The organism is Citrobacter sp. Cf118 (assembly GCF_030334095.1).
GTDB classification, from domain to species: Bacteria; Pseudomonadota; Gammaproteobacteria; order Enterobacterales; family Enterobacteriaceae; genus Citrobacter; species Citrobacter freundii.
This window is the reverse complement of the sequence record NZ_JAOWES010000088.1, coordinates 64908-79701: the sequence shown is the minus strand read 5'-3', so window position 1 is coordinate 79701 and position 14794 is coordinate 64908. Positions and strand designations below refer to the sequence as shown.

Below are 14794 nucleotides of genomic sequence, written 5' to 3'. Positions count from 1 at the left end.
CCCAGTGAATATTAGCGCGTACTTTTAATCAGGAATGAAAATGAAAAAGAGCACTCTGGCATTAGTGGTGATGGGAATTGTTGCGTCGGCATCCGTACAGGCAGCGGAAGTGTATAACAAGAACGGTAATAAGCTGGACTTATACGGCAAAGTAAAAGCCATGCATTACATGACGGATTATGACAGCAAAGATGGTGACCAAAGCTATATCCGTTTAGGTTTTAAAGGCGAAACGCAAATTAACGATCAACTGACCGGTTATGGTCGTTGGGAGGCTGAATTCGCCGGCAATAAAGCTGAAAGCGATTCTAACCAACAAAAAACACGTCTGGCCTTCGCTGGTGTGAAATTAAAAGATTTTGGCTCATTTGATTATGGTCGTAACCTGGGTGCGCTGTATGACGTGGAAGCATGGACCGATATGTTCCCGGAATTCGGCGGCGACTCCTCCGCACAGACCGATAACTTTATGACCAAACGTGCCAGCGGCCTGGCAACTTACCGTAACACCGACTTCTTCGGCGTCGTGGATGGCCTGGATCTGACCCTGCAATATCAGGGTAAAAACCAGGACCGCGATGTGAAAAAACAGAACGGCGACGGTTTTGGTACTTCCGTTACCTATGACTTTGGCGGCAGCGATTTTGCGGTGAGCGGCGCTTATACCAACTCCGATCGTACTAACCAGCAGAATCTGCAAACTCGCGGTACAGGCGATAAAGCAGAAGCCTGGGCAACTGGCTTAAAATATGATGCTAACGATATTTATATTGCAACGTTCTATTCTGAAACGCGCAATATGACGCCAATTTCCGGTGGCTTTGCTAATAAAACACAGAACTTCGAAGCGGTCGTTCAGTACCAGTTTGACTTTGGTCTGCGTCCGTCACTGGGTTATGTGCTGTCTAAAGGGAAAGATATTGAAGGCGTCGGCAATGAAGATCTGGTGAATTATATTGATCTCGGCGCAACGTACTATTTCAACAAAAATATGTCCGCGTTTGTCGATTATAAAATCAACCAGCTCGATAGCGATAATAAGCTGGGTATCAACGATGATAATATCGTTGCCGTCGGTATGGTCTACCAGTTTTGATATAGCATAAAAAAGCCGGATGGGGTTGCGCCGCCATCCGGCTTTTCACTGTTCATTATGCCGTTAACTTAACCGGTTCATCCTTAAAGTCGTCAGCAGGTTCCAGCGCCAGATTCAGCGTCGTTAACAAGCCAAGTAATTTTTCATGGAATTCACGTAAGGTGTATTCCAGTCGCTCTACCACTTCAGTCTCTTTCACCGGCACCGCAGTCCAGTTACCGTCTTTATCAAACAAACCAAACTGATAACTATACGTGAAGCGTTTTTCCTGCGCCTCCAGTTCCATCCACCAGCCCCAGAACTCGCGTTTCTCAGGGGCGGGTTTCACGTTGACGCAAACAGCCAGACAATCGAAAAAAAATCGATTATCTTCGCACTGCCCTTCCCGGATGTACGGGCCAAGCGCGGTGAATTTCTTGATCAATCTACTTTTCGGATGCCCACTCGGTAACGTCATTACGATCTCCTTAGGTGAAGCACCTGTTTTACCAAATCGATAAAATTTAGCAAACTTTTAACACAATCTCTGATTGATCCAACCGGTTATTTCCTGCAACCCTTTGTCAAAATTGCGATACACCGGATTGAAGGGGATCTCCAGTAGCTTACCGTCTGAAGATGAAGATGTGATTAAACGTGACTCTTCTTCCGGGCTAAACGGGTCGTTCTTCCAGAACCCCGAAAGCATTGGCGTCGGGCAGCGTCGCCCCAGCAGGCCCTGCACTTTTAATGAATAGCGATTAAGCTCAACGCGCAGCGCTTCATCGGAGGCGTCATGCATCCCCAGGCGGCTAGCCAGTACATCAAGATACATTTCCGGGACGCTCGCCTGACGCTGCGGGTCACTGAGCAGCGCATGAACCACTGGTCCCAGACAGGCCACCGCCTTCAGACGTGATGATTCCAGATATGCCAGACGTACCGCTACGTTAGCGCCAAAGCGGAAACCGAAGGCCGCCACGCGAGTGTGATCCACCCAGGGAACATTAGGCAGCGCTTTTAATACGTGCTGATGCAGCAGGCTGGAATCCTGAGTCAGTTTCCATTTTGATGAGAACCCAACTGACGGCATATCCAGCGTCAGCATGGCAATGCCACGCGGAGCAAAGTAGCGCTCATACAGACTGTAATAATCCGTTTGCATGGAATCGAGGCCACCGCACATCAGCACCGTCGGGAACGGACCGTCGCCTTTTGGCATATGCAGAAATCCAGTGATTGGCGCGCCGCCGGTAACGGCAAATTCCATCTCGCGCAACGTCCCCGGCAGTCGCTGCGCGGCCTCTTCATAGGCGCGATTGGCCAAAGCCTGTGCCTGTTCTGCCAGCTCATCGCCTTTCAGGTGCGGGTAAGCGGCAATATTGTACAACGTAGACGCATGCAGCCAGTGGCGTCCGCTCACCTGCGGATCCTCTTCCATAGACGCTTTCTGTTGCCAGTCCATCGCCTGCTTCGCCCACTCATAGATCCAGTTCCCACCGCGATAGCCGATAACCGTATCGTAGAGTTCTTTATCCGTACGTTCGGCTTCGCTCATCACGATACGTGCCTGCACCTCAAGGATTTCACGCGGGTCGACGCCACGCCAGATCCACATCAGACGATTCACCATGCGATACCAGTGGGGAATGGTTTTACCATCCAGGGCAGATTGTACGGACGGCTGCGCGCCGTGATTAAAACGACGAACCAGCGTTGACGTTTCAGGGTGTTTGAAGCGGGGTTTAAACAGGACTTCGCTGAGGTTAGCCTGTGACATGATTGCAGCCTCCATGAGTACTCACTAAGGCATAGTGTAACCTGACACTGCACAAAAAGAACAACGCCCGGCAGTTGCCAGGCGTTGAAAACTTTTTAGATTAGCGACCAGAGATCGGCGGGACGAACACCACGCCCATATCCCACGGCTGCTCAATCCAGGTATCCTGAGGGATATCAACAACATAATCATTCACCAGCGGGCGACCTGCCGGCTTAGCGAAGATAGTAACGAAATGCGCTTTAGGATACATTTCGCGGATCGCAACGGCGGTACCACCGGTGTCAACCAGGTCATCGATTACGATGAAACCTTCACCGTCGCCTTCGGCACGTTTCAGCACTTTCAGTTCGCGCTGGTTGTCGTGATCGTAGCTGGAGATGCATACGGTATCGACATGACGAATACCCAATTCACGCGCCAGCAATGCGCCCGGTACCAGACCACCACGGCTAACGGCAATAATGCCTTTCCATTGTTCAGAAGGCATCAGGCGGCTTGCCAGTTTACGTGCATGGATCTGCAACATGTCCCAGGTGACGACGTATTTTTCGCTCATGTGAAGTGTCCCAGCCTGTTTATCTACGGCTTAAAAAGTGTTCGAGGGGGAAATAGGTTGCGCGAGATTATAGAGATCTGACGCACTAAAAACCAGTGTTTCGCGGAATCCGCGCCTCTTTTTGCATGCTTTATGCTAGCCGTCAGCGGAGAAAGTGGTATTCTCAATCGCATCGCGCAAGCCTGACTTGTGATGTTTTTAATTCTGCTAACCCCGTGGCCTGCAAGCAAGTTTTGTAGGACATCGCCAAGGAGACTCAACGTGTCTGAACTGTCTCAATTATCCCCGCAACCGCTATGGGATATTTTTGCCAAAATCTGTTCTATTCCTCATCCGTCCTATCATGAAGAGCAGCTCGCTGAACACATTCTGAGCTGGGCCCAGGAAAAAGGTTTCCACGTCGAGCGCGATCAAGTCGGTAATATCCTGATTCGCAAACCCGCTACCGCAGGCATGGAAAACCGTAAACCGGTCGTTCTGCAGGCGCACCTGGATATGGTCCCGCAGAAAAACAACGACACCGTGCACGACTTCACCAAAGATCCTATCCAACCTTATATTGATGGCGAATGGGTAAAAGCCCGTGGCACCACGCTGGGTGCGGATAACGGTATCGGTATGGCGTCCGCGCTGGCCGTTCTGGCTGATGACAGCGTGGTACATGGTCCTCTGGAAGTGCTGCTGACCATGACCGAAGAAGCAGGTATGGATGGCGCGTTTGGTCTGCAGGCTAACTGGTTGCAGGCAGATATCCTAATCAACACCGACTCAGAAGAAGAAGGTGAGATCTACATGGGTTGCGCAGGCGGTATCGACTTTACCTCTAACCTGCCGCTGTCCCGTGAAGCAATCCCTGCTGGCTTCCAGAGCTTTAAGCTGACGTTAAAAGGCCTGAAAGGCGGCCACTCCGGCGGCGAAATCCACGTTGGTCTCGGTAACGCGAACAAGCTGCTGGTACGCTTCCTGGCGGGCCACGCTGAAGAGCTGGATCTGCGTCTGGTTGATTTCAACGGCGGTACGCTGCGTAACGCAATTCCGCGTGAAGCCTTTGCCACCCTGGCCGTGGCTGCAGATAAAGTTGATGCGTTAAAAGCGCTGGTCAACACCTATCAGGAAATCCTGAAAAACGAACTGGAAGCCAAAGAGAAGAACCTGGCTCTGCTGCTGGATGCCGTTACTCAAGACAAAGCCGCGCTGACCGCTGAGTCTCGCGACAGCTTTGTGCGTCTGCTGAACGCCACCCCGAACGGTGTTATCCGCAACTCCGACGTCGCCAAAGGCGTGGTAGAAACTTCCCTGAACGTCGGCGTTGTAACCATGACTGACGACAACGTTGAAATTCACTGCCTCATCCGTTCTCTGATCGACAGCGGTAAAGACTACGTGGTGAGCATGCTGGATTCACTGGGTAAACTGGCTGGCGCGAAAACCCAGGCAAAAGGCGGATACCCTGGCTGGCAGCCGGATGCCAACTCTCCGGTTATGCACCTGGTTCGTGAAACCTATCAGCGTCTGTTCAACAAAACGCCTAACATCCAAATCATCCACGCCGGTCTGGAATGTGGTCTGTTCAAGAAACCGTATCCAGATATGGACATGGTTTCCATCGGGCCAACCATCACCGGTCCGCACTCCCCGGATGAACAGGTTCATATCGAAAGCGTCGGCCATTACTGGACGCTGCTGACTGAACTGCTGAAGTCTATTCCGGCGAAGTAAGTCTGCGCTAAACGCCGGATGGCGCTGTGCTTATCCGGCCTACATGCTGATTTGTAGGCCGGACATAGTTTTTACGCAGCCATCCGGCAATACATCAACATCACAGCCCCAACAGTAGTTGTTTTTCCAGCTGTGGATCCAGCAGCGTGACGTGTAATCCCACCAGCCTTACGCCCCGCCCTCCCCGACGTTCATTCCAGGTTTTGCGCGCCGTCGCAATTAAGTCATCTTTACTTAAGCGCGGCCAGACGTGCTCCTGCGTGGTTTGCTGAAAATCATTAAACTTGAGTTTTACTCCCTGCCGGGCGATCAACAGATCCGGTTTTACCTTGGCCAGACGTCGTTCCAGTTCGGGATATAGCCGCTCAATAATCTCCTCACATTCAGCCCACTCATGAATATCTTCTGCCAAAGTACGCTCGACGCCGACTGATTTGCGCAGTCTGTCATTGTTGACGTCGCGCTCATCAATGCCCTGGCTGCGTTCCCACAACACGCGACCAAACTTACCAAAACGTTTGAGCAACATGGCCAGATCGTATTTCTGAACATCCTCGCAGGTTCGCAACCCCATCGCTTCCAACTTAGCAGCAGAGACTTTGCCAACGCCGGGAATTTTGCCTAACGGTAATGTTCTGAGAAATTCAGGAACATCGGCAGGGGTAATCACATATTGCCCATTGGGTTTGTTGAGATCGGAGGCTATTTTTGCCAGAAATTTGACCGGCGCAATTCCGGCAGAGGCGGTTAACTGTAGCTCGGCAAAAATTGTCTGGCGGATCTCCTGAGCCATCAGCGTAGCTGAGCCATGGCAGTGAGTGCTGTCAGTCACATCCAGATAGGCTTCATCCAGCGAAAGCGGTTCTATCAGCGAGGTATAGCGGGAGAAAATAGCCTGAATCTGGCGGGAAGCTTCTTTATAGGCCTCGTAACGACCAGGTAATAACGTGAGATGCGGGCACAGTTTTAACGCCATTCCGGTCGGCATTGCGCTACGCACACCAAATTTGCGCGCCGGGTAATTGGCCGTGCTGATGACTCCCCGACGTTCACGACTGCCGCCAATAGCAATGGGAATATCACGCAAGGCGGGGTTGTCGCGCATTTCCACCGCCGCGAAAAAGCAGTCCATATCGACATGTATGATTTTGCGCATCGCTCGCCTCCCACAACACTGTTTAAGTATACAGTATTTTTATGTTGTGAGAAGTCTGTTTATGCCTTAGGCCGGACCATTCATGACGAAGCGTGCATCGCACAGGTAACGCACGATGTCCGTGATCTTATGTTCTGCGGGATTACCCGCCGTACTGACAAAAAGTTTATTCACTTTGCGAATCTTTGCCCGCAGCAATTTTTCGATCGTCATCAGGCGAAATGCATCATTTTCCACGCAGAAAAGCTCATAGTCGCCCAGACGTTCTCCACAAATTTCACAATGATTCATCCAGTAACGTAGCCCGGTAGTTTTACTTTTATCCAGATAGTAATTGCTGGCTTTGATGTTCTTTTGTATCTCTTCAGGCAGAGAATTAATGTGGAACAGAAAGGTATTCCGTCGAATAGATTGCCAGCCTTTGCCATCCTGATCTTTTCTGATAAAGCGGGTAAACATCACCCCGTGAATATGGGTGAGCTGGTGGCAGCTCCAGCAGTGCATCTTCGAGGTAATCACCAGATAGTACGGCGCAACGATGTTAAAACTGTCGGTGTTGTAGACATAGTCACGAAGCCCCTCATTTAACACATGAGGCTCGGTGTACCAGATACCTGAAACCGGGTCGAAATGCGCGCCCTGACAAGCCCCATCAGTGACATTATCAGTATGAATATCCAATGGAATAATATGGGTTACATCTATCACATTACCTTCCTGAGGGATAATTTGCCCCCACGTTGCGTGGGGGGCGGAAAACAGAATTAATGAGTGACGGGAACAGAGGGCTGACGTAAAGAAGTCACCTGCTTTTGTTTGTCCAGCTTATCAACCAGTGGCTGAACCACTTTCTCGCCGTGCTGACCAAAATATTGATACAGCGTATCGGAAGCACTTTGCGTTAACACCATGATCTCAATACGGCGGTTGCCTGCGCTTTCCGGGTTTTTCGCATCCAGCAGCATTTGGTCCGCCATGGCGCTAACCTGCATGACTTTATCCTGCGGCATGCCGGCATCTTCCAGCACGCGTCGTGCTGACAAAGCACGGTCGCCGGAGAGGTTCCAGTTGTTGTAAATGTTGCTCTTATAGCTCATCGCATCCGTATGTCCGGTAATGATGAGCTTGTTGTCCAGCGAGTCAAACACGGGGGTCAGCTCAACCAGCAGCGATTTAAAGAACGGCATAATTTTGGCGCTGCCGCGTTCAAACATATTCCGGTTCTGGTCATCTTTAATCAGTACGCGCAACCCCTGAGGAACAATCTCCATCTCGAGGTTGGTTTCCATATGTGCGTTGCGGGCAATGACGTTAATATCGGTCGCCAGCTCGCCCAATTCACGCGCTGATTTTTGCTTCAGCAACACCGCTTTTTCATTTACATCCAGCGCTTTTTTGGCGTTATCTTCTGTGATCTTCGCCGTCTCTTGCGGGGTAACCGTTTTATCCAGCTTGTTGCGCGTGACGTTTTTCTTCTGCGCACCCGGCGCTATCGGCTGCTTGCCCAGCTTGTTTAAAGGTGCCATACCGCCACCATTAAAGATTGACTGGCCGTGCAGCGCCGCCACAATATTTTCTCGGTCAGCCTTGCTGACGCTGTTCACAATCCACAGCGTCATAAACAGCGCCATCATCGCCAGCGTAAAGTCAGCAAAGGCGACCTTCCACGCCCCGCCATGATGGCCTGCATGATGCTTTTTAATTTGTCGGCGGATAATGGTGGTTTTCGCGCCGCGATCGCGACGATTTGGCCCCTTCCTCATGCTTATTCCTGCTCCAGCATCGCATTAACCCATGCATCCAGATTGGCGAAAGTGGGTTTAGAGGCCAGATGGAGAAGCTTACGGCCAGCATCGACCGCCAGTAGCGTCGGTTTACCGCCCGCTTGCGCCACCAGCACGGTACGTACGTATTCGAGCAGCGAATGCTCTGCCCGCGCCTGCTGTTCCATGGCGTTTGCCAGCGGGTCCATCAGACAATAACAGATGAATACCCCTAAGAATGTCCCCACCAACGCTGCCGCCACTTTCAAACCGATAAGCGCAATGGAGCCATCGATGGACTGCATGGTGATGATAATGCCCAATACCGCAGCACAAATGCCAAATCCAGGCATCGCCTCTGCGGTACGCTGCAAGGAGCGCGAAGGGGTTAACAAAGATTCTTCCGCGGTATCCAGTTCCTGATCGAGGATCCCTTCCAGTTCATGGGCATCGATTTTACCCATCGCCATTAGACGGAAGTTATCGGCGATAAATGTCACCAGTCGCTTCTGAGTCAGCACCAGCGGGTATTTCTGGAAAATGGTGCTTTCTTCCGGCTGCTCGATATGCTGATCCAGCATACGCAGACCGCCGTTTTGCACCATTTCCAGCAACTCATACAGGCACATCAGTAGCTGACGCTGAAACTCCGGCCCCATTTTCTTTTTACTGATTACCCCTTTGATCTGGTGGACGATCTCTTTCAGTACATGTACCGGGTTACCAATAATCATCGCCCCCAGACCAGCACCGACGATAATAATAATTTCTGCTGGCTGCCAAATAGCAATTAACTGCCCACCAGCCTCAAAGTAGCCGCCAAATACGCAGCCCAAAACCACTAATAAACCAAAAATCTTTTGCATTACGTCCTCCGCATGTTGATTCGGAATTGTTAATCTGGATATAAACAATCACGAATCTTGTGCGTGATTTTTTTATTCATTTGACAAATTCGGGCTTCGGTCAGCCCTAATACCAGCGCGATCTCTTTTAAATTCATATCGTGTTGGTAATACATTGAGAGCACGAGGCTCTCTTTTTCGCTGAGCTGGCTCAGGGCGTAACTCAACATTTCCTGGGTGACGAATTGCTCCTCAAGCCCCCGCCCTTCGAGCGGTGCAATCGGCATATCGCCATTCAGCAATTCATCCAGACTGGCCAGCGTTTCGGCGCCTTCCAACTGTTGATATTCCTGATAATCCTCAGACGATAATCCCAGCCGGGACAGCTCCTCCCATGAGGGTTCATGCCCAAGCTGTGTGCGCGCATCACGAATCAAATCTTTAATCTGATGGTATTTTTGCCGTAACTGGCGAGGCCGCCAGTCGAGACTGCGCAGCTCATCCAGAATTGCGCCACGTATGCGGTGAACAGCATAACCGGCAAAACCTTCGTCTGGCTGACCGTAGCGGCGAATCGCGTTCAGCAATCCCATCAGCGCCGTTTGTTCCATATCCTGCCTGTCCATAACGCAGGTACATTGCGGCGCAAGTTGACGCACCACTTTGCGCACCAAAGGTAGATAAGCCTGTAAATAATGGCTCTCTTGCTTTGGCGTGAGCACGGGCGTCGCATTAAATTCTTCTGACTCGTAAGCATCCTGTATCATGTTATTTCCTGGCTTGTCGCTTATTGGAACACGACTTTTTTCACCAATATGTCCTTATAAGGTGTCGCCATTTTACGTTTCGCTAATTCGACTTTCAGATTCTCAAATACTTTCTTTCTGATATCGGAGATCTTCAGCGCCCGAATATCTTCATATTTCATATTCGAAAGCTCATCTACGGTAATACTTTGATAGAGCGGTTCGTCCTTCTTAATTTTTTCAGCATCTTTCTCTGAATCAACGACCATTACCAGCTCAGCGACCATATAGCGATCGCTCCCTTCATCATCATGCAGCGTAACTACCGTTTCCGGCAGGGAGACAAAAATACTGCTGGATTCATCCTGGCTGTCTTCCGCTTCATGGGTAGGGACCCCTGCTGCAGCCGTAGTTCGCTTATTCATAGAATGATAAATGCCCCATCCTGCGCCCCCCGCAATACCCAGAGCCACAACGGAGCTGATCACACACGCGATAACAATTTTCTTCATTTTACTTTTACACTTTGATCAGAACGGATTCATTCCGTTGAAATTGAGGTTCATCATTGAGCACTAATGCCGATGTCACCTCATCCTGTTGATGACCTGACTGCTGTTTTTGCTGCTGCGATTGCCCCTCGGAAGAGACCTGAACATTGACTTCCATGAAGTTCTGCGCCGTCAGGTGCTGGCGTAGGTTCTCGCTAAATTGTTGCAATGAGCGGCAGACATCGCTCTGATTAGCGCCGATATGAACCATCAGCTTGCCTGCATCCAGTTGCACGGCAATTTCAAGTTTGCCCAGCGAAGGGGGATCAAGACGAATGGTCGACACCTGCTGCTGCTGACCAATCTGGAACTGAATTCTGTCTTTAAGCAGCGCGGTGAGTTTCTCCCCGAGCTCCTCCGTTGACATCGTCACTGGCGAGGACGCTTGCGTCGACAGGATGTTATGGTCAATCAGCGGATTCACCGGCTGATTTCCCTGCGCCGCGGTATTGAGCAAACTTTGCGTAGAGAGCGCCGGGTTAACCGTCACGCCAGCGTTTTTTCTCTCCACCATCGGGCGAGGAACGCTATGATCCGCTGACTTCACGCGAGCAGAAATTTGTTGGGTGGTCGAGAGTGACGCAGGCTCCGGCGCAATCGCACGCAGATCCTGGGCGGAAAACGTCGCCAGCTTAGCCTGTTGATCCGGAGTTGCTGGCGGCAAATCCTCGCTGAGTGACGCCAATAACGTTTGCAGCTTAGGCGGCAGTGACGATAAGTCAGTTGTATGCTGCTCAGCAGATGGCGTGGACGTTTTTTCCGGCTGGGCCATGGCGCTCGCCAGTTGGCGCAACAGTGATGACCCAGAATGGGTGGTTTGCACCTGCGCCAGCATTCTCAACATGTCGCCATCAGGCTGCTTTTGTAAATCGGCCGGGGCTGCCTGAGTCGGTTGCGCCAATAGCATCGCCAACAATGCCTGCATGGCTGCCGGATTCGCGTCATCTGGTTTATGTGCAGCCGCCGATGTCTGCTGATGGCTCAGTTTTGCGCCAATCAGCCGCTCAGCCGCGGCGTTAAGCCCCGACTGGGGTAAAGAAAATGTGCAGCTGCTTGCAGGGGCCGCCGACGCCGAAACAGTCGCCTTTTCCGGTGTGGCCTCTGCCGACGCACTGACCGAGGCCAGTAATACAGGATTCATGCCTTCTCCGAAATTAAATTAACCATTGAATACGCCAACATTCCTTCCTGGTTTTGCTGATGTTTATCCATTCGCGCTTTAAGTTCTTCCGCACGCTGAGTTCGCCTCGCAATCAGCGCCTCAAATGCCGAAAGCATGTTGTCTTTAACCTTACGCAACGCGCTGGCATCCGTTTCCCAGGCTTCATATTCATGAAAAACGCGCATTACCTGCTGATGCAGGCTGGGTAGCCGCCGCCAACGCTTTTGATCAAGGGCGTCGTTCATCTCTTTTACCAGGGCATAAAGCTGTTGTTGCTGGCGCTCTCTTTCCATCGCCTTACCCCAGTTTTGCCGACAGACCTTCCCAACCTGTGCGCAGATTCGTCAGGATCAGGATCACTTCATCAATTTTTTCTAAAGACAATTCGCCGCTGGCTTCATACAGGCGATAAACGCAGTGGTCATAAAGCCGGGACAGATTCACCACCAGCTCGCCGCCCGTTTCAAATTCCAGCGAGCTGGTTAAGGCGTTGAGAATATCGATGCATTTATTAATGCTCTGCGCTTTACGCTCATAGCGTTTGTTCTCAATGTGGCTTTTGGCGCGTTCCAGTTCATCCATCAAACCGGAAAACAGCACCAGTACCAGCTCAAGAGGTGATGCTGCTGCCGTACGAGCAGCAAGATCCATCTCTTTGTATTGCGAATAACCATCCTGCGTGTCGTACATATTGACTCTCTATTCTTTTACTAAACCGGTTGCTTACATAAACGCGGCCATACTCACTTTCATGGTGTACGTTTCAATCAGCGTATTGGTGTACTCTTCCAGGTAGCGTTCGTAATTGGTGTTATAGGTTTCAGTAAGCTGATCGCTTTCGTCCTGGATTTTGCTCTGCTGATCCTCAATGTTGTCTTCACGCATAGTGATGATGCCGGTACTGGAGTCCAGATAGCTGTCCATCAGGTCATCCATCTGCGCGACCATGCTGTCATCACCGACAAAAATCGACGTTAGACCATCCGGGTTCGCTTCCATCGCTTCGTTAAACTTATCGGAGTCAATTTCTAAATGACCGTCGGAATCGAGCGAGATGCCATAATCCACAATCGATACGCCGTCGTAGTAAGAGTGGGCGATATCATCAAGTTGGTTGGTTAATGAATTGAGCCCGGCGTCACCTGCGAAAACACCTGGATTAGAACCATCACCGCCATTACTGGTTAATGAATCTACGGTGTCGACAAGGGTGTTATAGGCATCAACAAAGGTCTGTACTTTTGCCTGTGAGGCGCTGGAATCTTCTGCCACGGTAATCGTCGTGACATCGCTGGCATTGTCTGGATCGCTGACCTCCGTAAAGGTCATGGTCACACCGGGAATCACATCATCGAAGGTATTGCTGCTGCTGGTGATGGTCGGCCCATCCTTACCTCCCAGATTAATTACAGCATCTTGTGGAGTCGTCATCGCAGTTTCCGGACTGGCAATGACCGTGCCATTAACTGTCGCCGTGAAACCACTTTGTGCGCCGGTAGTGTCAGACGTCAGCATAATGGTTGTCTGGCCATCTGTTTTCACCAGCGCAGCCGAAACCCCCGGGTTGTCGTCACTACTATTGATAGCATCTACCAGCCCGGTGGCATCGATATAGCCATCACCATCGCTATCGGCCGTAGAAAGATCGATCTCCATGCTGCTGCCATCTTCCATGGTCAGATCAAACGTACCGGTCGCCTCATAAATATTGTCTGTCATCTGGAACGTAGACTGCTGACCCTGTGCCAACTTGCTGACATAAAATGAGTACGTTCCCGCCTGCGCTTCCGAGTTGGCAGAAACCGTCGTAGAGTCGTTATTCGATGTCGCCGAAAAGGTCAGTGGACCGTCTGTATCACTGTTCAAGGCATCAATAGCCGACTGGAAATCGGTTAATGCCGTGCTCAACGAATCCAGCCCGCTGCTTTCAGCATCTAACTCTGCCTGCTGTTGTTGCAGGTTGGCGCTCTGCGTGGCGATATCGGCATAAGCTGCGGCTTTCGCCATAGTTCTTGGGTTGATCATGAATAACTCCGTGCGACGTTATCGTTGCTAAAGCAAAATGTATGCCAGTTTTTAATTTATTTAAAATCAATTAGTTACCAAGCGCATGGAAATCGAATTTCCGTTGGACAGGAAACTTCCTGACTCCCCTTCTGCCGCTGAAAGCACAACACCGCCAGTCGGCGGTGTTGTGAATGGCGCAATTTCACCACAGAACAGAATTACTGCAGCAGGCTGGACACCATGCTGGACATGCTGTTGGACTGCTTCAGCATGGTGATGCCAGTTTGCATCAGCACCTGCTGTTGCGTCATGTTGGAGGCTTCCGTCGCGTAGTCGGTATCCATAATGTTACCGATCGCTACGTTGGTGTTGTCCTGCATGCTGGTCAGGTTAGCAGCGGTGTCGTTCAGACGGTTGATAGACGCGCCCAGTTTGGACTGGATCTTGGACACATCGTCCATTGCGGTCTGGATGGTGGTGATCATCTGGTTTGCAGAGCCGGAGGTGGTCAGCTCAGAACCACCAGAGACACCCGCAGTACCGGTAGTATCCGCCTGGTCAGCTTTGAAAGAGGCGCTAACACTGCTCAAAGCAGTGGTCAGGTCGCCCAGTTGGCTGGAGATATTCACGGTCATGGTGTCGGAAGATTCAGCGCCAACCTGGAAGGTGACTGAGCTCTGGAACAGGCCATCTTTACCGGTGTTGCTGGTACCGGAAACACCGAACAGGTTGGTGCCGCCGTAAGTGGTGTTCTGCAGCATGTCGGACATCTGCTGACCCAGTTCGTCGTATTCGTCCTGCATTGCCTGCATATCTTCGTCGCTGTAGGTTCCGTTCGCTGCCTGCGTGGACAGGTCTTTCATACGGCCCAGTACGTCAGTCATTTCGTCAAACATGCTGTCTGCAGTCTGCAGCATCGCCGTTGCGTCCTGAATGTTGCTCAGCGCAACGCCCATACCGCTGGACTGCGCAGTCAAACGGCTGGCAATCTGTTTGCCCGCAGCATCGTCTGCAGAAGAGTTAATACGGTTACCTGTCGCCAGACGTTCCATAGAAGTAGACAGAGATGCGCTGCTTTTGTTAATGGCGTTTACTGCTGCCATTGAGGCGGTATTAGTATTAATCGATAACATGGTACTGCTCCTTGTGAATAATCGTTTTCGTTTCGATACTCAGTAAAAACGACCACCCGTTCGGAAAACTTAAAGCGCTGCAAAAAAATTTTTATGAGCCCACAACTTCATTAGCTAAAGAGACAAACATCCCGCCCATCTATTTTAGCTTTCCGTGCCTTAGTACCAAAACAGTCACTATACAAGGAAGGACTCAATCAAGATTTAATTAAAAGATTATTAGAAATATCTAATAATGGGTTGATTACTTACGCACCTGCGGGGATAACATCATGATAGCAATAAGATTATACTTAAG

16 protein-coding genes are annotated in these 14794 nt (G+C 50.8%); 2 read left to right on the top strand and 14 right to left on the bottom strand.

Annotated features, from left to right (window positions below; all coding sequences use genetic code 11):
- Nucleotides 1-40: 40 nt before the first annotated feature.
- Entirely contained in the window at nucleotides 41-1096 is a 1056-nt protein-coding gene (phoE, locus tag OGX67_RS20570) for a phosphoporin PhoE (RefSeq protein ID WP_003031375.1), read from the top strand.
- Between the two features lie 55 nt (nucleotides 1097-1151).
- On the opposite strand, the gene crl is transcribed toward phoE, so the two are convergent.
- From crl to gpt, 3 genes are all read right to left on the bottom strand, one after another.
- The gene (crl, locus tag OGX67_RS20565) at nucleotides 1152-1553 is read right to left on the bottom strand and encodes a sigma factor-binding protein Crl (protein ID WP_003031376.1); all 402 of its coding nucleotides are present in this window, start codon (nucleotides 1551-1553) and stop codon (nucleotides 1152-1154) included.
- Between the two features lie 57 nt (nucleotides 1554-1610).
- The gene (frsA, locus tag OGX67_RS20560; protein ID WP_003830828.1) at nucleotides 1611-2855 is read right to left on the bottom strand and encodes an esterase FrsA; all 1245 of its coding nucleotides are present in this window, start codon (nucleotides 2853-2855) and stop codon (nucleotides 1611-1613) included.
- Nucleotides 2856-2955: 100 nt separating this feature from the next.
- Nucleotides 2956-3414 (bottom strand): xanthine phosphoribosyltransferase, encoded by a 459-nt coding sequence (gene gpt / locus OGX67_RS20555; protein ID WP_003031380.1) that lies wholly within the window; start codon nucleotides 3412-3414, stop codon nucleotides 2956-2958.
- 261 nt (nucleotides 3415-3675) lie between these two features.
- On the opposite strand from gpt, the gene pepD reads away from it, so the two are divergent.
- Nucleotides 3676-5133, top strand: coding sequence for a cytosol nonspecific dipeptidase (pepD, locus tag OGX67_RS20550; RefSeq protein WP_003031381.1), 1458 nt, complete (start codon nucleotides 3676-3678; stop codon nucleotides 5131-5133).
- 100 nt (nucleotides 5134-5233) lie between these two features.
- On the opposite strand, the gene dinB is transcribed toward pepD, so the two are convergent.
- The 11 genes from dinB to lafA form a co-directional block, all read right to left on the bottom strand.
- The gene (dinB, locus tag OGX67_RS20545) at nucleotides 5234-6289 is read right to left on the bottom strand and encodes a DNA polymerase IV (RefSeq protein ID WP_257651946.1); all 1056 of its coding nucleotides are present in this window, start codon (nucleotides 6287-6289) and stop codon (nucleotides 5234-5236) included.
- A gap of 66 nt (nucleotides 6290-6355) precedes the next feature.
- On the bottom strand, nucleotides 6356-6997 hold the full coding sequence (locus tag OGX67_RS20540) for a hypothetical protein (RefSeq protein ID WP_003838789.1): 642 nt from the start codon (nucleotides 6995-6997) through the stop codon (nucleotides 6356-6358).
- Nucleotides 6998-7053: 56 nt separating this feature from the next.
- Nucleotides 7054-8052: a putative lateral flagellar export/assembly protein LafU gene (gene lafU / locus OGX67_RS20535; protein ID WP_044714350.1), complete on the bottom strand. Its 999-nt coding sequence runs from the start codon at nucleotides 8050-8052 to the stop codon at nucleotides 7054-7056.
- A gap of 2 nt (nucleotides 8053-8054) precedes the next feature.
- Nucleotides 8055-8918, bottom strand: coding sequence for a flagellar motor stator protein MotA (gene motA / locus OGX67_RS20530; RefSeq protein ID WP_257651947.1), 864 nt, complete (start codon nucleotides 8916-8918; stop codon nucleotides 8055-8057).
- A gap of 29 nt (nucleotides 8919-8947) precedes the next feature.
- Entirely contained in the window at nucleotides 8948-9664 is a 717-nt protein-coding gene (locus OGX67_RS20525) for a FliA/WhiG family RNA polymerase sigma factor (RefSeq protein ID WP_257651948.1), read from the bottom strand.
- A gap of 20 nt (nucleotides 9665-9684) precedes the next feature.
- On the bottom strand, nucleotides 9685-10155 hold the full coding sequence (locus OGX67_RS20520; RefSeq protein WP_071696408.1) for a flagellar basal body-associated FliL family protein: 471 nt from the start codon (nucleotides 10153-10155) through the stop codon (nucleotides 9685-9687).
- Between the two features lie 7 nt (nucleotides 10156-10162).
- On the bottom strand, nucleotides 10163-11335 hold the full coding sequence (locus OGX67_RS20515; protein WP_257651949.1) for a flagellar hook-length control protein FliK: 1173 nt from the start codon (nucleotides 11333-11335) through the stop codon (nucleotides 10163-10165).
- Entirely contained in the window at nucleotides 11332-11649 is a 318-nt protein-coding gene (locus OGX67_RS20510; RefSeq protein ID WP_257651950.1) for a flagellar protein FliT, read from the bottom strand. The genes OGX67_RS20515 and OGX67_RS20510 overlap by 4 nt, the downstream gene beginning before the upstream one ends.
- Before the next feature lie 4 nt (nucleotides 11650-11653).
- On the bottom strand, nucleotides 11654-12046 hold the full coding sequence (fliS, locus tag OGX67_RS20505; protein ID WP_003843794.1) for a flagellar export chaperone FliS: 393 nt from the start codon (nucleotides 12044-12046) through the stop codon (nucleotides 11654-11656).
- 33 nt (nucleotides 12047-12079) lie between these two features.
- Complete coding sequence (gene fliD / locus OGX67_RS20500) at nucleotides 12080-13381, bottom strand: flagellar filament capping protein FliD (protein ID WP_257651951.1); 1302 nt, start codon at nucleotides 13379-13381, stop codon at nucleotides 12080-12082.
- A 200-nt stretch (nucleotides 13382-13581) separates the two neighbouring features.
- On the bottom strand, nucleotides 13582-14496 hold the full coding sequence (gene lafA / locus OGX67_RS20495) for a lateral flagellin LafA (protein WP_071696404.1): 915 nt from the start codon (nucleotides 14494-14496) through the stop codon (nucleotides 13582-13584).
- Nucleotides 14497-14794: the final 298 nt, after the last annotated feature.